11 protein-coding genes and 1 tRNA gene are annotated in these 17,815 nt (G+C 64.2%); 2 read left to right on the forward strand and 10 right to left on the reverse strand.

The window, feature by feature from the left end:
- Nucleotides 1-38: 38 nt before the first annotated feature.
- The 9 genes from FQP90_RS00085 to FQP90_RS00125 all read right to left on the reverse strand — a co-directional run bounded on the left by FQP90_RS00085 (nt 39) and on the right by FQP90_RS00125 (nt 14,199).
- Complete coding sequence (locus FQP90_RS00085; RefSeq protein ID WP_144647480.1) at nt 39-1,364, reverse strand: cysteine desulfurase; 1,326 nt, start codon at nt 1,362-1,364, stop codon at nt 39-41.
- A 79-nt stretch (nt 1,365-1,443) separates the two neighbouring features.
- Nucleotides 1,444-3,873, reverse strand: coding sequence for an ATP-binding protein (locus FQP90_RS00090; protein WP_144647482.1), 2,430 nt, complete (start codon nt 3,871-3,873; stop codon nt 1,444-1,446).
- Nucleotides 3,874-4,345: 472 nt separating this feature from the next.
- A complete protein-coding gene (locus FQP90_RS00095) occupies nt 4,346-7,006 on the reverse strand; it encodes an AAA family ATPase (protein ID WP_144647484.1) in 2,661 nt (886 codons plus the stop codon).
- 41 nt (nt 7,007-7,047) lie between these two features.
- The gene (locus FQP90_RS00100) at nt 7,048-9,780 is read right to left on the reverse strand and encodes a helix-turn-helix transcriptional regulator (protein ID WP_244296401.1); all 2,733 of its coding nucleotides are present in this window, start codon (nt 9,778-9,780) and stop codon (nt 7,048-7,050) included.
- Between the two features lie 142 nt (nt 9,781-9,922).
- Nucleotides 9,923-10,507 (reverse strand): aminoacyl-tRNA hydrolase, encoded by a 585-nt coding sequence (gene pth / locus FQP90_RS00105; protein WP_144647488.1) that lies wholly within the window; start codon nt 10,505-10,507, stop codon nt 9,923-9,925.
- Between the two features lie 123 nt (nt 10,508-10,630).
- Nucleotides 10,631-11,206, reverse strand: coding sequence for a 50S ribosomal protein L25/general stress protein Ctc (locus FQP90_RS00110; RefSeq protein WP_144647490.1), 576 nt, complete (start codon nt 11,204-11,206; stop codon nt 10,631-10,633).
- A 321-nt stretch (nt 11,207-11,527) separates the two neighbouring features.
- Nucleotides 11,528-12,508, reverse strand: coding sequence for a ribose-phosphate diphosphokinase (locus FQP90_RS00115; RefSeq protein WP_011774071.1), 981 nt, complete (start codon nt 12,506-12,508; stop codon nt 11,528-11,530).
- A 2-nt stretch (nt 12,509-12,510) separates the two neighbouring features.
- Nucleotides 12,511-14,004, reverse strand: coding sequence for a bifunctional UDP-N-acetylglucosamine diphosphorylase/glucosamine-1-phosphate N-acetyltransferase GlmU (glmU, locus tag FQP90_RS00120; protein ID WP_144647492.1), 1,494 nt, complete (start codon nt 14,002-14,004; stop codon nt 12,511-12,513).
- A gap of 123 nt (nt 14,005-14,127) precedes the next feature.
- Nucleotides 14,128-14,199 (reverse strand) — tRNA-Gln (locus tag FQP90_RS00125).
- 277 nt (nt 14,200-14,476) lie between these two features.
- On the opposite strand from FQP90_RS00125, the gene FQP90_RS00130 reads away from it, so the two are divergent.
- The gene (locus tag FQP90_RS00130) at nt 14,477-15,076 is read left to right on the forward strand and encodes a TetR/AcrR family transcriptional regulator (RefSeq protein ID WP_144648062.1); all 600 of its coding nucleotides are present in this window, start codon (nt 14,477-14,479) and stop codon (nt 15,074-15,076) included.
- 193 nt (nt 15,077-15,269) lie between these two features.
- Nucleotides 15,270-15,686 (forward strand): VOC family protein, encoded by a 417-nt coding sequence (locus FQP90_RS00135; RefSeq protein ID WP_144647494.1) that lies wholly within the window; start codon nt 15,270-15,272, stop codon nt 15,684-15,686.
- Nucleotides 15,687-15,959: 273 nt separating this feature from the next.
- On the opposite strand, the gene FQP90_RS00140 is transcribed toward FQP90_RS00135, so the two are convergent.
- Nucleotides 15,960-17,792 carry an ABC-F family ATP-binding cassette domain-containing protein gene (locus FQP90_RS00140; RefSeq protein WP_144647496.1) on the reverse strand — a complete coding sequence of 611 codons (1,833 nt, stop codon included), beginning with the start codon at nt 17,790-17,792 and terminating at the stop codon, nt 15,960-15,962.
- Nucleotides 17,793-17,815 lie beyond the last annotated feature (23 nt).

The following is a 17,815-nucleotide window of genomic DNA, read 5'->3' on the forward strand; positions in this document are numbered from 1 at the left end:
CGTCGGTGGCCGGCTGTCCGGCCAAAAGGTGCCTGATATCAGGCCTGGAAGTAGGCCCGCACGCCGGAGACGGCGTCAAGGAAAGCATCGACGTCGTCCGTCGTGTTGTAGAGATACGTGCTGGCCCGGGTGGTTGCCGTAAGCCCCAGGCGGCGGTGAAGCGGTTGGGCACAGTGGTGCCCAACGCGAACGGCGATGCCACGGTCGTCGAGGAACTGCCCGACGTCGTGGGCGTGGACACCGGCAACGTCGAACGCCGCCAGGCCGATCCGTTCGGACCCGGCTGCGGGACCGACAACGCGGATGCCGTCGATGCTCTCCAGACCCTTCACCAGTCGCTGTCCCAGCGTGGCTTCCCAGGCGTGGATGCGGTCGATGCCGGTCTCCGCCAGGTAGTTCACAGCCGTTGCCAAGGCCACGGCCTGCGAAATGCGCTGCGTTCCGGCTTCAAAGCGCTGTGGCGCGGGCAGGTACTCAGCCCTCTCCATGGTGACGGTAGTGATCATGGAACCGCCCGTCAGGAACGGAGGCAAGACATCCAGGAGCTCCTGCTTGCCGTACAGCACGCCGACCCCCGTTGGCGCCAGCATCTTGTGCCCTGAGAACACAGCGAAGTCGACATCCAGTTCCTTGACGTTGACGGCCATATGCGGAACCGACTGGCAGGCGTCCAGAACCACCAGGGCGCCCACACGGCGGGCAAGGGCCACAAGTTCAGCCACGGGGTTGATGGTGCCCAGAACGTTCGATGCGTGCGTGAAAGCCAGGAGTTTGGTCCGCTCCCCCACGATGTCCGCTGCGGCGTCGAGCCGCAGGGAGCCGTCGTCCGTGATGGGGATGTACTTGAGTGTGGCACCTGTCCGGAAGGCGAGTTCCTGCCAAGGGATCAGGTTGGCATGGTGTTCCATCTCCGTGACCACGATCTCGTCGCCGGGACCAATAGCCAGCGCGTTCAGCGCGGAACTTCCCCTTCCTTGCGCGGCCCACAGTGCCGCGTTGGAGAGTGCGTAACTGATCAGGTTGAGGCCCTCGGTGGCGTTGGAGGTCCAGACGGTTTCCTCGTACTGCGCACCCACGAAGTCAGCTACGGTTTGGCGCGCGTCCTCGAAGACTTCCGTGGCTTCCACGGCCAGGTGGTGGGCACCGCGATGCACGGCGGCGTTGCGTTGCTCGTAGAACTCCTGCTCGGCTTCGATAACACTGAGCGGGTTCTGCGACGTGGCGCCGGAGTCGAGGTAGATCAAGGGTTTGCCATTGACCAGCTGGTCCAGCACCGGGAAATCGTTCCGGATCCGCAACACCTCCGCGTTGTCCATGGCATACACGGACTGTTGCAGTGAGGCGGGAGTTGATACGGCAGTCAAGGGGCGCTCCTTGGAAATCCTTCAGGGACTCCTAATTATCCCACGGAGGGCCCCAACGGGCGGTGTGCCGTACAGCACGTCAACTGCCAGCCTTCCCCGGCACCCATCCCAGCGGCGGAACCACCTCGCTGTCTAAAGCATTGCGCAGCCGCTCAACAAGCAACGCTGCCCGACGACTCGCTGCACTGCGGGTCCTTACCTCATACCCAGTGGCCGCCCTTGAAAAACACAGGGCCGCATGGGCGAACTGCCGGTCTGCTGACAAGCTCCGTCCTGCCGCCTCCAGCGACTTCGGCTCGTTGTCGCGCACGGCTGACGCAAAGGCCGCCAACGATGCGCCACGTGCACCGTGGATGCCTGTCGCCAGGCCCGCAAGACGGCGCAGGATCACAAGATCGTCGACGGCGGCGCTGCTTTGGTTGAGCGTCAGGAGGGACAATGCCTCAGCCTCCATCAGCGTGCCGCCCTGTGCATGGAAGCGATCTGCCAGCTCGATCAGGTGGTACGGCTTACCGGACGCTTGGTCCTGGGCCGCTGCGATGTACAGGGCGCTGAGCTGGGGCAGCAGTTCCGCCGGATCCGGAGCCGGGTATACGAGGGCCGTAGCCGCCAGGCTCTGCTGGACCCTCTCCATGGCTTGCACTGCGTTGCCGCACAGCGCTTCTGAGTAGGCCAGCATGGCCGCAGCCAGCGAGAATACCGGCGGCAGGCCGGCGTCGGACAGTTCTGCCAGTGCGGGTTCCAGCGTTCCGCGTGCTGCCCGCGGAAGTCCTTGGCTCAGCTGGGCGTATCCACGGGCGACATCCAAACACACAGCCATGTGCAGGGGCAGGGCGTACGCCGCAGGACACTCCAACAGCGAATCAACCTGGGTCCATTGCAGGTTGTTCCGCAGGCACACGACGTGTCGCAACAGCGCCCCGGGCCGGAACATCTCCAGGGCGGGGTCTGCACCGATCGCCGACATCGCCGCCGAGGACCTCTGCAACGCCTCGGGAGCGGCACCGGAGACCAACAGATGTTCGGCCTCCATGACATCCAGGACCAGCATGGACGACGGGTCGGCAGGATTCCCGCCGGCGGTGGCGCCAAGTGGAGCCGCGCCCAGGAGCCCCAACGCCAGGAGGCGGTGCGCGGCGTCGGCTTGCACATCCGGGGACTTGCCGGCGGTTGCCAATTCCCTCAGTTCCGGAGCAGCTTCTCGGAGTTGGCCTTCGGCCACCAACGCCCTGGCCTTAAGCAACCTGGCCTCGTCCCGGCGGCCCGGCTCCGTCACCGCTGCGGCAGCCCTCATGGCCAGGTCGGCGGTTGATGGCCTGTCGGCAGCGGGCGCCACGGCCAGGAGAAGCTCATCGGAGAGGGTCAGGCCGGAGTCGAGTGTCCACGTCACCCATCGCAGCATCGCGGGCGCTGTTTCGCGGGTGAGCACCGGCCCTTCGACTCCCAGTCGCAGGGCACGACTGGTGGCTTGCGGTACGGAGAGACGGGTGGCTTCCCCCCGCAGCCAGGAACTCGTGCGGACCAGCGGTGTCCGGCCGGCCAGCAACCTGATGTGGTGGTTGGCCAGAAGCTGCTCAACGGCCCGCTGGCCAAAGTGGCGCTCCACCACCTCAAGGGACACAGGCTCTGCGAGCGCGATGAGTTCTAGTGCCTGGCGTTCTTCCGGTGGTCTGGAGGCGTTGTCGGCCCTGACCTGCGAAACCACGCCGGGCCAATCACAGTGTGCCCTGACATCGATGGTCCAGAAGCCGTCCCGCTGTACCAGGAGCCGGGCGCCGCGGGCGTCGTCGAGGGCGAGGCACAGCAACCCCACGTTGAAGCCGCTCATGGCTGCGAAGAGGCTGCTGGTGCGCCGTTGGACCTTCCCTCCAAGCAGGGCCTCACACAAGGCGTGTGCCTCGCTGAACGTGAACGGTGGAAGCAGGTACTGCTCCAGGAAACCATCCTCCCAGAGCTGGTAGAGGTCCTGAGGGAGGGGTTGGTGGCTGTCGGCGGTGGCCACCAGCGTTGCCCCGAAGCCGGGAATGAGCTGGAGCAGGATTGCCAACGATTCCGGATCCAGGTTGTGGATGTCGTCCACCAACAGGACCAGCGGGGGCCGCGCCTGTTGCGCGGTGCGCTTGTTCCGGCGTCGTCCCGGAACTGGTACGTAACGGTATCCGGCTTCGCCCAAGGTACTGGTCAGGGCGCGGAGGACGTGAAGTCCCGGCGGCATTGTCCCATCGCCGTCGGGATCGGAAACCGCGCCCAAGGCACCGTAACGGATTTCCTTGAGTTCCGGCGTCCCGGCGAACGAGCGGACATCCATGGTGTCGGGAAGACCGGCTTTGACGGACAGCAACAGGTGGCTCTTTCCGGATCCTCTGTCTCCTGCCACTACGATGCCGCTGGTGGTGGGTGACGGTACTGCGGAAAGGATAATCTCCAGCAACTGCGTCCGGTCCGGGAACGGTGATGGCCTCAGCCCGACTGTGACGGTGTCTTCGTCCAGCCAGGGATCCGGCAACATGCACACTCCAATAGCAGCAGTCCCTTGGTCCGGGAAGTTTGGATTTCCGCGATTCGCGGGGTCCCTGGCCTAGAAGCCGGCGGCGGCTGGGGGGAGAGTCTCGGTCTCAGAAGACTCTGTCGCCGCCGGCTTCGTCCAGGGCCGAACCACCTTGCGGTGGCCGGTGCATCGGCTCAAAGAGACCACCGATGCGGATGATGCGACTTTCGGAATCCCGGGGATGCTTGGGGCTGAACCGTTCTTCCAAGATCAATACTGCCGGGGTGGCGAACGGCGTACATCAGTAGTTGGTACTCGAATAGTTGGTGGCTTTTGGGGCCCCGATACTTTGTTGTACTCAGTCCCCGGACGGGGCACTACTTGGTTTGGTGGCGTAACACCCGCGCATTACTCCAGTGAATGGTTAAATCCCGCAGGATTCCGGGAACAAGTGGCCCAAGGAGGTGTTGCAGGTACTCAAAAGCCGGCACCGTCAATGACGGACAGCGGCTCCGAGATCTTCACGCCGGCGGATACCCAGCTTTGCGTAGCTGCGGTACAAGTGGCCTTCCACGGTGCGCACCGAGACCATGAGCTTCTCGGCGATTTGCCGGTCGGTCAGTCCTGACACCGCCAACGCCACGATGTCCTGTTCGCGTCGGGTTAGCGCCACGGATCGATCGGCGTCCGCCTGTGGGTCATGGACCAAGGCGTCGCCCAGGCTTGCCTCACTGACATCCCGGAGAACCGCAGCCTGCCGGGCCTCCGGGCGCTTGCCTTCGGCGTCGAACGTGACGGCAGCCTTGTCGAAGGCGACCGCTGCGGGACCAGGCATTCCGGCAGCAGCCAACAGGTTGCCCGCGTTCACGAAGCCTTGGCCCGCGCCGCCCAACTGTGCCGCAGCCAGCGACTGCCAGCCCGCTGCCCAGGCTCCGGCCATGGACGATGCCGTTTCCTTGATGGACTCCATGGACTCCAGGTCTCCAAGCTCCGCCCGAAGGACCAAGTTCTGGAGCAACACACCCGGCAAGGCATGCACGGGGACGGATTCCGGGAGGTCCCGAAGCTTCGGCAAACCTGCCCCTTTATCCAGGAGCTCCTTGCCCGCCAGCGTATAGAGCTCCGCGAGGGCGTCGATGTAGGCTCCCCCGGCTGCATCCACGTCCTGCTCGCCGGCAAGACGCTGAGCCAGGTCCAGGGCGCCGGACTTGGCCGCGGCGTAGAACGCCAGGGAGTTGCCCAAGCGTCGAAGCCGTTGCGGGTCCTTGACGCTGAGCGCCTCGACGGCAGGCGTCAGCAAGGCAGTGGCCTGCTCCAGGCGCCCCTGCCGCAACAGCGACAAGCCTCGCAGCGTCTCGATGTCACCGCCAAAGACGATAAGTCCCATGGCCGAGCTGGCAGCATACCGGTCCAGTGCGTCACCGGCGGCTACCCAGTCGCCCGACTCCAAGGCGGCCAGCGCGTAACGGACCAGCACGAAATCCGGAAAATACAGGAGGTCGTTGCCGGTCTCATCCAGCAGGGCCAAGGCTTCCCGGCCTGCTTCGAGCGCTTGCACGGCCTGGCCCTCGACTGTCTGGAGCTCGCACTGCATGGCCAGCAGGAAGACGCGGCTCATGACGTTGTCCGAGTCATCAGTACCGGAGCCCTCCGCAAACCGTTCCAGGCCCTTGCGGAGATCGTCATAATGGCCCTCGTGGGCCAGGGCGTGCAGCCCGATGGCCCGGGCGTGTCTGCTGACAAGACGGACAAAGGGGTCAGTCGTGGGTCGGCTGCCAATCAAGGCAGACGCTGCCGCCTGGGCATCGGCTGCTATGTCCGCCGACGAGTCCCCTAAAGCCGACCGCGCAGCCGCCCATAACAAGCCCGCTCCTACTGGGCCGGACGGGTCGGCGTCCAGGAACACGGAGTCTTCCTCGAGCAGCCGCACTGCACTGCGGAAGTCGCCGTCGTTGTACTTGACCATGGCCATGACGGCGCGGGCGCGGGGCCGCAGTGCGTCCGAGCGGACCTTGCCGGCGGCGGCCATCGCCAAGGGATTCTGGAGCAGCTTGGCGGCCAGGAACGCTGCCTGCAGCAGTTGTTCATCGTCGACGTCGGCACCGCAGTCCAGTGCCCAGCTCACCCTTCGGAGGAGTCCCTCAGCTGTTGGCGGCTCTGCAAGCAAATGCGCCACCATGCGTTGGCGGATCTGCAGGCTCCGGGCAGGCGAAACAATTTGGCGTAGAGCTTCGCTGTACATGGGGTGCCACATTTTGAGGGGACTGCCCGGTCCGTTGGTAGAGAGCACCAGCCGGCTGTCCATCAATGCCCGTACCGTGTCCCTGCCTACCTGCGTGTCCAGCACGGCTGCAGGAACGGGCTCGGATAAGGCAATGACGTACAACGCCTCCCGCTCAGCCTCACTGGTCCGGAGGACCCTGTTCCGCACTACTTCCGCCAAACCTTCGCCGCTGCCGGACAAGGCTCGGGTCAAGAACCACACTCCGTTACGACGGACCAGGTTCCCGTCCGCCCTCGAGTCGTCCAGAAGGCAACGAAGCAGCAAGGGATTTCCCTCGGACACAGAATGCAGGACGTCGGCGACGCTGGCCATTACCGTCCCGCCAAGGGTCTTCTCCGCGAGCTCGGTGACAGTTTCCTTGTCCAGCGGGTGGAGCTCCAACCGCTCCGCCAGTCCGTCGTACCACAGCTGAAGCAAGGCCGGGGGCAGGCCGGGCCTCGGCCTGCTGGTGGCCACCAGCCGCGCCCAGCCAGCCGTCACCAGCTCCGCCAGGATCTGGGTGCTGCCTTCATCGAGATCGTGGGCGTCGTCCACGATCAACAGCAGGCGCGCACCTTCCCCGCCCCGCCGCTTCTCGAATTGGGACCAGAACTCCCGGAGGATGGCAACAGGCGACGTCGCTTGCTCCACAGGGAGGTCCAACAAATAGGGCGCCAACACCCCATAGGGCACAGTGGACAAAGCGGGGCTGCCATGGACCCGCATCACCACCATCTCTCCTGCCAGGCGGGCAGCAATTTCGGCCGCCAATGCAGTTTTGCCGATGCCGGGGTCCGCCAACAGGAGAACGGCCCCCGCGCCTTCCTGTCGCAGTATCTCCGTGGCCAGGTCCAGTTCGGCATCCCGGCCTACAAGGTGCTCAGCCCGCATGGGCAACCCGCGCCGGCTTTACGGATGTAGCGGGTACAGCCTCATAGGAGCCCATTGAGCTCGCCTCGAGACGAAACACCCAGCTTGGTGAACACCTGGTACAGATGGCCCTCCACAGTTCGCACAGACACCCCAATATCCATCGCGATTTCACGATTGCTGACACCCTTCCCCGCGAGTTTAGCAATTTGGCGTTCCCGCTCGGTCAATACCGGCGCATCGCTGCGTGGTTGGATGGGCAACGCCGAGACCGAATGCTCCAGCCGCTCCAGCCTGAGCTGGGCTGTCCTGGCCGCCGTGGTCTCGCCGGCGTCCCGGGCAAAGTCCAGTGCCATTGCCACGCACCTGGCTTCAACCACCAGCAGGTCCAGGGCCGCTGCAGCATCAGCGGCGGCCAGCAGAGACCGGGAGCTCTTGTTCCGTGCGCCGCGCGCGAGGTTGCCTGAAATCTCGGCGAGTTGCCCTTGGCGATGGCCGGCGATCTCTTCCAGCAGCCGGTATTCCTCATCCGTCCCTTCCACGGTGGCCCCGAAGAGGCAAATCCCCGCGGTGGTGAAACGCTGCTTGTCCATGTCGCTGCGGACCCGGACCATGAGTCGCTGCTTCACTTCCCGATCGCCCATCCACCGTCCGGCCATCTCAGCACAGAACTCGGCAACGGATTCGGAGAAATACGTACCCACTCCCCTGCAGGTCCGGTAGAGGTCCAGATACCGGCCTGCCTCAACGGCATTGCCCAATTGGGCGTAGGCGAAGGCGGTAGCGGCGTAGGCAACCTTGTTCATGTTCATGGCCGGACGCAATTCGAGCTGCGCAACGGCCGACCGCAGGGGTTCAAGTGCGCTGGCTGGTTTGCCGGCGTAGGCGTAGGCCAGCCCTATACCCAGTTCAGTCAGCGCGCCCCGGTACTGCAAGCGTGATGACCTCGAGGGCGTACGGCGCATGAGTTCGATGCATTTCCGCCATTGTCCCGACAACAACAGGACCAGGAAAGCATGCCTGGCGAAGGCTTCCTCCATCTGCGCCGGCCGGTCCGCATCCCCCAAGTGCCGCGAAACTGTCCGCGCAAGCTGTTGCGCCTCAAGCTCCCTGCCCAAAATGCAGCGGGCCTCCATCAGGAAGAAAGAGGACCTGAGCCAGTGCTCGCGGTCCTCGGTCGGGTCCTTGGTCACTTCCTCTTCCAAGGCGTCGATCATGGAGGCGTACTCGCCCATGTAGGTGTTGTACTCATAGCTGCAAAGAAGGAGACGATTGCGTGCCTTGGTCATCGTCTCTGCCGGGTGGGCCCCGTCCATGGCGTCGAGCACCTCCAGTCCGTCGGAGATCACTCCCGGCACCATGGCCGACCGGCCGTCTATCCACGTCATGGCCTGGCATTTTGCCGCAGTGACTTCGGCGAACTCCATCGGGTCCAAGGAGGCCATCTGCGGCTCGGACACCTCGTCCAACGCCTGCGCGGCGTGCAGCGGCAAGTCAAGCATGAGGTAGGCGGCGGCCTTCAGGCGCTGCCCGGGTACCCATTCGCCGTCTTTCTGATCCAGGGACTGCGTGCACTGAATGGCGAAAGTGGGGTCATAGTCATCCAACGCCGCACGACCGGCCGCGAGTGCATGGGCAGGCGACGGCGTGGGCTCGTCCTCCGAGGCATGCATCCATGCTGCATAGCTCAGCAGGTCCTGCGGAGCCAGGGCATCCAACTCCGGCTCATCGGGTCCGTGCAGCATCAGCCGTAATTCCCGCATGCGGCGGGTGCTCAGCCAGCCCCGGACTACCTCCCCAACGTAGGGGTCCCGGAGCGAGACCCAGTGATCCCCGCACCGATCAACGGTGAGCAGCGCCGATTCTTCCATGTCCACCAGAACCTCGGTGCCAAAGATGGCCGCGAGCTCCGTGAGGGTGGCCCGCTGCGCGCACGCCAGGATTTCGACGACGGTCCTGTTGGCCTGCGGCTCCCGCGCCAAACGGGAACGGACGAAGTCCTCCACCACCGTGGCGCCCTCAAGTTTGATCCGGTCCCGAAGTGTCCAGACGGAGTCGTTCAGGACCAGGTTGCCCGAATGCCTCAGCTCCTCAAGAAGAGCGTGCAGGAGCATGGGGTTGCCGCCGACGGCCGAGTGCAGTGAACCCACCAGCGTTGACGAGACGTAGTGGCCGAGGACCGAGCCAAGTACTTGCTTGGTCTGTTCCTCGCTGAGGGTATTAAGGTGGACCTCGCCGAGTTCCCCTTCAAGGACCAGCCGGTGGAAATCGGCGGGGAGGTCGCTGGCACGCTGGACAGTAGCTACCACCTTCGCGGTGCCTGTGGCCATGAGGTTCAACAGTACGCCGGTGCTCATGGGGTCCATGCCGCCGGCGTTGTCTACGATGAACACCGTCTCCCGGCCCGCGGCTTCAGTCCTGATCAGACTGGTGACGGCGTGCAGGATGTTGGTGGGCGAACTGACTGCCTCGGACGGCAAGCGGGCCAACAGGAACCCAAGGCATCCGTAGGGGGTTTGACCACCGGCTACAGTATTGCGCAGTTGCAGGCTGTGCACTTTGGGACCAAGCGACGACACCACGGCACGCGCCAAGCCGGATTTGCCGATCCCCCGTTCGCCGGTAAGGACTACTCCGTAGGACTCCGGCGACTCCAGGTACTTGCCCGCTTTGGACAGATCATGGCTCCGGGCCAGAAGCGACCACGTTTGCCGATCTGTTGGGCCGCCCACAAGATCAGGAGCCGCAGCCCTCGCTGCGCCTCCACCGCTCCTGTTTAGCAACTCCGCCGACATCTGCATCCTTAGCTACACATCCGCGACAGTCCCCCACCGCTTACCCTGCGTACCATGCACACTACCGTCGGGCGCCCACACTTTGTAGGCCTTAGGGTCCTCGGGACCGTCAGGCTTTGATCAGGCTTTCCTCAAGATTTGCTCAAGCTTTGGCGGGGTGGTGTTTCTGCTGCGCGGCCAGCAGGCCCTGTGCCATCAACAGTTCCACGGCGTCGGCCGCCTCATCCAGGAGGAAGGGCAGCTCCTTCTTCTCCGCTGCAGCGAAATCCCGGAGGACGTAGTCCGCGGTCTCCATGCGTCCCGGAGGCCGTCCGACTCCCACCCGAACGCGCAGGTAATCCTTGGTGGCAAGTGCTTTGGAGATGTCCCGCAGGCCGTTGTGCCCGCCTTCGCCGCCGCCGATTTTTAGCTTGACTGTGTTAAATGGGATGTCGATCTCGTCGTGGACAGCGATCACGTGATCCGGGGCAATATCGAAGAACTTGCACAGGCCTGCAACGGGACCACCCGAGACGTTCATGTACGTCATGGGCTTGGCCAGCACCACACGGGGACCCCCAATGCCCAGGCGGCCCTCCACCACTTGGGCGCGTGCTTTATGGACCTTGAATTTGCCGCCCATGCGGGAGGCCAACTCATCCAGCACCATCTGGCCCACATTGTGGCGGTTGTTGCTGTATTCATTGCCGGGGTTGCCAAGGCCGACGATCAGCCAGCTGTCAGTCATGGTCTCATCCTAGGGAGGCTTCGTTGATCCAACGGGGACTTTGAGGCTGGGGCAAAGGAAAGTGGCCGGGACCCAGAAAGGGACCCGGCCACTCAACGGCGTCAGCCTCAAGCAATCAAAAGATTACTCGGCAGCTGCTTCCGTGGTCTCTTCTTCTTCAGCGCCGGCCTCTTCAGCGATGCGGACAACCAGGGTGTCGCCTTCGGTGAGCAGGGTGGAACCCTTCGGCAGCTCGAGGTCGGAAGCGTGGATGCTCTCGCCGGCCTTGCGGCCTTCGATGTTGACCTCGACGGCGGTGGGCACGTGGGTTGCCTCGGCTTCGAGGGAAACCGTGGTGGCTTCGAGGCTGGCAACAGCACCCGGAGCAACTTCACCGGAAACGTGGATGGCGATGTCGACGGTAACCTTCTCGCCGGCCTTCACGGTCTGGAGGTCAACGTGCTCGATGATCTGCTTTACGGGATCGCGCTGGATGTCCTTGACGAGCGTCAGGTGCTGCTCGCCGTCGACGTCAATGGCGAGCAGGGCGTTGGAAACGCGAACTGCCAGCGTGGTGGCGCGGCCCGGCAGGTTGATGTGGATCGGCTCTGCGCCGTGGCCGTAGATGACAGCCGGGATCTGGCCGGCCATGCGTGCGCGACGGGCGAAACCCTTGCCGAATTCGGTGCGCAGTTCTGCGGTGAGCTTCTGCTCAGACATGTGTACTCCTTGATTACTGTGGCACCCGGAGAAGTCCGGGCTGGTCTATCAGCAAGGGCGGAGGTCTGGAGACCTTCTACGCCCGGCTGAGGGCGGCCGCTAAGCAACCGTTCCGCCTGTGTTGAAGGAGATGCAGACCCAGTCGATAACGGAGACCCGCAACCCTGGTCCACTGATGCGGACCGGATGTGCTCTCCCTCGCCAAGGTATCCCCAAGAGTTTAGCAGCGGAACGTCCGCTTTCTGAAAACGGGCATGAAAAAACGGGCCACCCGCACGCCCGGAGGCGACGGATGGCCCGTTCCGCTTCAGTAGTCCGAGGCTAAGCTTTGCCGTCGAACAAGCTGGTGACCGAACCGTCGTCGAACACTTCACGGATGGCGCGGGCGATCAGCGGCGCGATCGACAACACCGTCAGTGACGGGAAGCGCTTCTCGGCCGGGATCGGCAGGGTATTGGTGACCACAACTTCGCGGGCACCCGAATCGGCGAGGCGCTGGGCTGCGGGATCGGAGAAGACGGCGTGCGTGCAGGCAATGATGACGTCCTTGGCACCAGCGTTCTTCAGCACCTGGACGGCGCCGGAGATGGTTCCACCGGTATCGATCATGTCGTCGATCAGAACACACGTGCGGCCTTCAACCTGGCCCACGACCGTCTTGGAGACAGCCTGGTTGGGCACGGTGAGGTCGCGGCTCTTGTGCACGAACGCCAGCGGGGCACCGCCCAGGCGCTCAGCCCACTGCTCGGCAACCCGGACACGTCCGGTGTCAGGGGAAACCACCGTGATGTTGTCGGCTTCAACCTTGGTGCGGATGTAGTCGGCCAGCAGCGGGATAGCCATCAAGTGGTCAACCGGGCCATCGAAGAAGCCCTGGATCTGCGAGGTGTGGAGGTCCACGGACATGATGCGGTCCGCGCCGGCCGTCTTGTAGAGGTCCGCGACGAGGCGGGCGGAGATCGGCTCGCGGCCACGGCCCTTCTTGTCCTGGCGGGAGTACGGGTAGAACGGGGAAACAACCGTGATCCTCTTGGCAGAGGCGCGCTTGAGCGAGTCGATCATGATCAACTGCTCCATGAGCCAGTTATTCAGCGGGGCCGGGTGGGCTTGGATGACGAAGGCATCGGTGCCTCGCACGCTCTCGGCCGAACGGACATAGATTTCCCCATTGGCGAAGTCGTAGGCGTCGATGGGCAGGAGCTCGGTCTCCAGCTCCTTCGCGATTTCCTGCGCCAGCTCCGGATGCGCCCGTCCGGCGGCGAGAATCAACTTCTTCTCTCCGTGTGCGGTAATTTCGCTCATGCCTATTTGCCCTCTTCTGTGGTTGCCGGGGATTGTGAGGATGTGGAGGCGGAGGCCAGTTCCTGTGCGGCCTCGGCCAGCTTCGCCGAAGCGGTGCCCGGGCGGTTGGCCGTAACCCAACTTTCGACGTTCCGCTGCGCGGCCAGGCTGAGGGCGAGGGCACCTGCGGGAACATCCTTGCGGATGACGGCCCCGGCACCGCTGTAAGCGCCGTCGCCCACGGTGACGGGAGCCACGAAGACCGTGTTGGAACCGGTGCGGACGCCTGAGCCGATCACCGTACGGTGCTTCTTCTCGCCGTCGTAGTTCGCTGTGATGTTGCCGCAACCAATATTGGTGTCCTCACCGATTTCGGCGTCACCGGCATAGCCCAGGTGGGAGAGCTTGGAACCGCGGCCGATGGTGACGTTCTTGGTCTCGTAGAACGCGCCGATCTTGCCGGTCTCGCCCAGCACAGTGCCCGGGCGGAGGTACGTGAAGGGGCCGACGCTCGCCTTGGCACCAATCGTGGAACCGGAACCGTGGGTGCGGGTCACCTTGGCGCCCTCGCCCACGTTGACGTCGGTCAGCGTGGTGTCCGGACCCACGACGGCGTCGCGCGCCACCGTGGTTGAACCGTGCAGTTGGGTGTTGGGCAGCAAACGGACATCTTCGTCAAGGGTGACGGTGGAGTCGATCCAGGTGGTGGAAGGGTCCACCACGGTCACACCGGCACGCATCCAGGATTCGATGATGCGCCGGTTGTGTTCGGCGCCGAGGGCCGACAACTGGATGCGGTCGTTGGCGCCTTCAACCTGCCAGCGGTCTTCAGTCACGACGGCGGCAACCCGGCCGGCAGCGTCGCGCGCCAATCCGAGGACGTCCGTCAGGTACATCTCACCCTGGGCGTTATCGGTGGTCACCTTCGCCAGCGCGGTCCGGAGCACCGCAGCGTCGAAGGCGTAAATGCCGGAGTTGACCTCGCGGATGGTTCGCTCAGCCTCGCTCGCGTCCTTGTGCTCGCGGATGCCCGTGACGGTGCCGTCTTCGGCGCGGAGAATCCGGCCATATCCGGTGGCGTCATCCAGGACGGCGGTGAGCACCGTGACGGCGTTGCCCTCAGCCTCGTGGGTGGTGACGAGCTCGAGGAGCAGATCGCCCGTCAGCAGCGGGACATCGCCGTACGTAACAACCACGGTGCCGGAAAGTTCCGCGCCGGCGTCCAACGCGTTGAGGGCGACCTGGACCGCACGCCCGGTGCCGGGGACCTCGTCCTGGTCAACGATCAGTGCTTCCGGGTCCAGGGCCGTGACATGCTCGGCCACCCGGTCGCGCTCGTGGCGGACAACCAGAGCCAGCTTCAACGGATTGATGGACCGGGCTGCGAGGAGAGCGTGGCCCACCATGGAGCGTCCGCCGATTTCGTGGAGAATCTTGGGGGTCCGGGACTTCATGCGCGTTCCAGCGCCTGCAGCCAAAACAATGACCGCTGCGGGACCGGTGGATTCGGGGCTCACGTACTGGCTCTCCTTGCTCGGTATGTCCCGGGTAACCCGGCTTCGGAATACTGCCATCCATCAATGGACCCAGGGACCGTTTCAACCGTTGCCAGGTACAGAGTGGAGCGCATTTTCCGACCGTTCCGCCCATAGGATTCGAACCTATACTCCACGGCTCCAAAGGCCGGGGTGCTGCCATTACACCAGAGCGGACCGTGCATGATTCACACCCCCAGACGGCAGGGCCTGAAGGTTTCCCGGGTCACCGGGATGCACACACAAGAATCTAGTTTGCCATGACCATTGCGTGCTTCGCGACTTGACCACCCGCAACCAGTCCCCCGACGCACCACAGCCCCCATCCAACACCCGCTCCTGCGGCCACCTGGGGCATGATGGTCATGTGAGCAAGCGCACTGAATTCCTCCGCACGGCGGCCATCATCAACCCCGTCGAGCACGCTCCCACGGCTCCGGCAGCTCGAGTCAGGATGACCGGGCAGCAACGAAAATCACAGCTCATCGGCATTGGCCGTGCACTCTTTGCAGCGCGGGGTTTGGATGGCACCACCATCGAGGAAATCGCCGCCGCTGCCGGGGTTTCCAAGCCTGTGATCTATGAACACTTCGGCTCCAAGGAAGGGCTGTACCGGCAGGTCGTGGAGACCGAATTCCGGATCCTCCTGGACTCCATCACCGAGGCACTCAGCACCGAGGCCAAGCCCCGCGTCCTGGTTGAACGCGCCGCCTTGGCACTCCTCGGCTACATCGAAGACCGGACCGATGGCTTCCGGATCCTCATGCGGGACGCCCCGCCCTCACAGCCCGAAGGCGCCTTCTCGACGCTGCTCTCGCACGTCACTGCCCGGGTGGAACACCTGCTCTCCGACGAGTTCGCGCGCCGGGGCTTCAGCGCTGCAGACGGTGCCATGTACGCACAGATGCTCGTCGGAATGGTGGCGATGACAGGCCAATGGTGGCTCGACAGCCGCCAGCCGGACAAGAGGGCCGTTGCCGCCCACCTGGTGAATCTGGCGTGGAACGGGCTGACCGGGTTGCAAAAGGAGCCCGAACTCCGCTCCGACAGCTAATCCCCGGGTGACAACCAACGCTCGCTCACATCCCTAACGCACCCACCCAACGCTCGCTCACATCCCACCCCCACCCACCCAACGCTCGCTCACATCCCTAACGCACCCACCCAACGCTCGCTCACATCCCTAACGCACCCACCCAACGCTCGCTCACATCCCTAACGCACCGGTCAGTTTGTATGCTTTGCTCATGACGGCGCCCCAGATCTACATCAGTTTTCCCGGCACAGCTCGCGATGCTCTTGGCTTTTACGCAGAAGTCTTCGGAGGCGAACTTTCACTGCATTCGTACCGGGACTTCGGACGTACCGATGGGCCTCCCGAGGCCATCGCCCATGGAGTCCTCAGCGGAATCGTCTCCTTGGGTGGATCGGATGCCGCGGATGGCGAAGAGGCCGTCAAGATCGAAGGCGCCATGCTCTCGTTGCTGGGAGCAGCCGAACCCGCAGTCCTCCACGAATGGTTCGACAAGCTCGCAGTCGACGGTCGAATTCTGGACCCGCTTGAGCCGAAGCCATGGGGTGCGTCAGACGGCCAAGTAGTCGATCGCCACGGATTGCGTTGGCTCATCGGCTACGAGCCGGCGTCGTCAACCGAAGGGATGTGAGAGAGGGACCCCCAAAAACCGACGGGACGTGAGAGAGCGACCCCCAAAAACCGAAGGGATGTGAGAGAGCGACCCCCAAAAACCGACGGGACGTGAGAGAGCGACCCCCAAAAACCGACGGGACGTGAGAGAGCGACCCCCAAAAACCGACGGGACGTGAGAGAGCGACCCCCAAAAACCGACGGGACGTGAGAGAGCGACCCCCAAAAACCGACGGGACGTGAGAGAGCGTCGGGAACCGGGGGTCGCGGAGCGGCGCTGGCAGCCCCTACCCTACTCGCCGAGGATTTCGGCGGCCTCCAGCCATTCGAGCTCGAGGCCCTCTTTCTCCTCCAGCAACTCCTGCAGCTTGGCGTTGAGCTCAGCCAGGGCATCGAAGTCACCGGATTCGGACTTCGCTGCCATCTGCGTGTGGAGTTTCTCCTCCTGCTGCGCGATCTTGCCAAGCTGACGATCGATCCTGTTGAGGTCCTTGCGGGCTTCGCGCTTCTCGGCTTCACTGGCACCGGACGGAGCGGCAGCGGGCGAAGAAGAGCCGCTGGCAGAAGTCGGCGCACCGGATCCCCCACCAACAGCGCCCGACGCCAAGGCGGCTTCACGCAGTTCGAGGTACTGGTCCACACCCCCGGGCAGGCCACGGAGTTTGCCATCGCCGAGCAAAGCCATCTGGTTGTCTGTGACGCGTTCCAGGAGGTAGCGGTCGTGGCTGACCACCACGAGCGTCCCGGGCCATCCGTCCAGGACGTCTTCGACGGCGGCAAGGGTGTCGGTATCCAGGTCATTGGTGGGTTCGTCGAGCATGAGCACGTTGGGCTCCCCCACCAGCAGGCGCAAGAGCTGGAGTCGGCGTCGCTCACCACCGGAGAGGTCGCTGACGGGGGTCCACTGCTTTTCCTTGGTGAAGCCGAGCTGTTCCACCAGCTGTCCGGCGGTGAATTCCTTCCCGCCCACGCTGAAGGACCGCTTTTCGCGCTCGATGACTTCGATTACGCGCAAATCCGAGACGTCGTCCAGCTCTTTGACGTCCTGCGTGAGCACGGCGGTGACCACGGTCTTGCCGCGCTTTACCTTGCCGGAGGTCGGCTGGATCTCACCGTTGAGCAGTTTCAGGAGGGTGGACTTGCCGGCTCCGTTGACGCCGACCAGCCCGAGTCGTTCGCCCGGGGCAAGTCGCAGAGTGATGTTGTTGAACAGCTTTTGGCCGTCCTCGCCGCCTTGGAAGTCCAACGTCACGTTTTCTAGGTCCAGCACGTCCTTGCCCAACCGGGCCGTGGCCATCTTGCTGAGCGCTACCGAGTCACGAGGATCCGGCACGTCTGCGATGAGGTCGTTGGCGGCTTCGATGCGGAATTTCGGCTTGGCGGTACGGGCAGGCGCGCCGCGCCTCAGCCAGGCAAGTTCCTTTTTGACCAGCTGCTGGCGTTTACCTTCGACGACGGCGGCCATGCGGTCCCGCTCGGCGCGCGCCAGGACGTAGGCGGCGTATCCGCCGTCGAACATGTCCACCATGGCGTCGTGGACTTCCCAGGTGTAATTGCAGACTTCATCGAGGAACCAGCGGTCGTGGGTGACCACCAGGAACGCGCCCTGGTTGGCGCGCCAGCGTGTCTTCAGGTGCCGGGCCAGCCAGGCGACGCCTTCGACGTCGAGGTGGTTGGTGGGTTCGTCCAGCATGATGACGTCGTGGTCTTCGATGAGGAGCTTGGCCAGCGCAACGCGGCGTTTCTGTCCGCCGGAGAGAGCATGGACGTTGGCGTGCCAATCGACGTCGCCCACAAGGCCACCCATGACTTCGCGGATCTTGGCGTTGGCCGCCCATTCGTGATCCGCGCGGTCGCCCACAATCGCAGCGCCAACGGTCAGGTCGCCGTCGAGTACGTCGCCTTGGTCCAAGTAGCCGACGTTGACGTCACCACGTTTGGTGACGCGGCCCGAATCCGGGGTGGACCGGAGGGCCAGGAGGCGCATGAGGGTCGACTTACCGTCGCCATTGCGGCCCACCATGCCGATGCGGTCGCCATCCTCCAAGCCGAGGGTAACGCCGTCGAGGACAGTGCGGGTCGCGAACGAAACGGTGAGGTTTTCGCCGCCAAGCAGGTGGGCCAATGGGTACTACTTTCTCAGGCTGG

Origin of the sequence: Paenarthrobacter nitroguajacolicus (genome assembly GCF_007786235.1) — a bacterium.
Classification (GTDB): domain Bacteria; phylum Actinomycetota; class Actinomycetes; order Actinomycetales; family Micrococcaceae; genus Arthrobacter; species Arthrobacter nitroguajacolicus_A.

What these genes read in the sequence shown, in the direction of transcription:
- FQP90_RS00090 (WP_144647482.1), bottom strand. Translation starts at nt 3,873, where the DNA reads ATGTTGCCGGATCCCTGGCTGGACGAAGACACCGTCACAGTCGGGCTG.
- FQP90_RS00095 (WP_144647484.1), bottom strand. Translation starts at nt 7,006, where the DNA reads ATGCGGGCTGAGCACCTTGTAGGCCGGGATGCCGAACTGGACCTGGCC.
- FQP90_RS00100 (WP_244296401.1), bottom strand. Translation starts at nt 9,780, where the DNA reads ATGTCGGCGGAGTTGCTAAACAGGAGCGGTGGAGGCGCAGCGAGGGCT.
- pth (WP_144647488.1), bottom strand. Translation starts at nt 10,507, where the DNA reads ATGACTGACAGCTGGCTGATCGTCGGCCTTGGCAACCCCGGCAATGAA.
- FQP90_RS00110 (WP_144647490.1), bottom strand. Translation starts at nt 11,206, where the DNA reads ATGTCTGAGCAGAAGCTCACCGCAGAACTGCGCACCGAATTCGGCAAG.
- FQP90_RS00115 (WP_011774071.1), bottom strand. Translation starts at nt 12,508, where the DNA reads ATGAGCGAAATTACCGCACACGGAGAGAAGAAGTTGATTCTCGCCGCC.
- FQP90_RS00130 (WP_144648062.1), top strand. Translation starts at nt 14,477, where the DNA reads ATGACCGGGCAGCAACGAAAATCACAGCTCATCGGCATTGGCCGTGCA.
- FQP90_RS00135 (WP_144647494.1), top strand. Translation starts at nt 15,270, where the DNA reads ATGACGGCGCCCCAGATCTACATCAGTTTTCCCGGCACAGCTCGCGAT.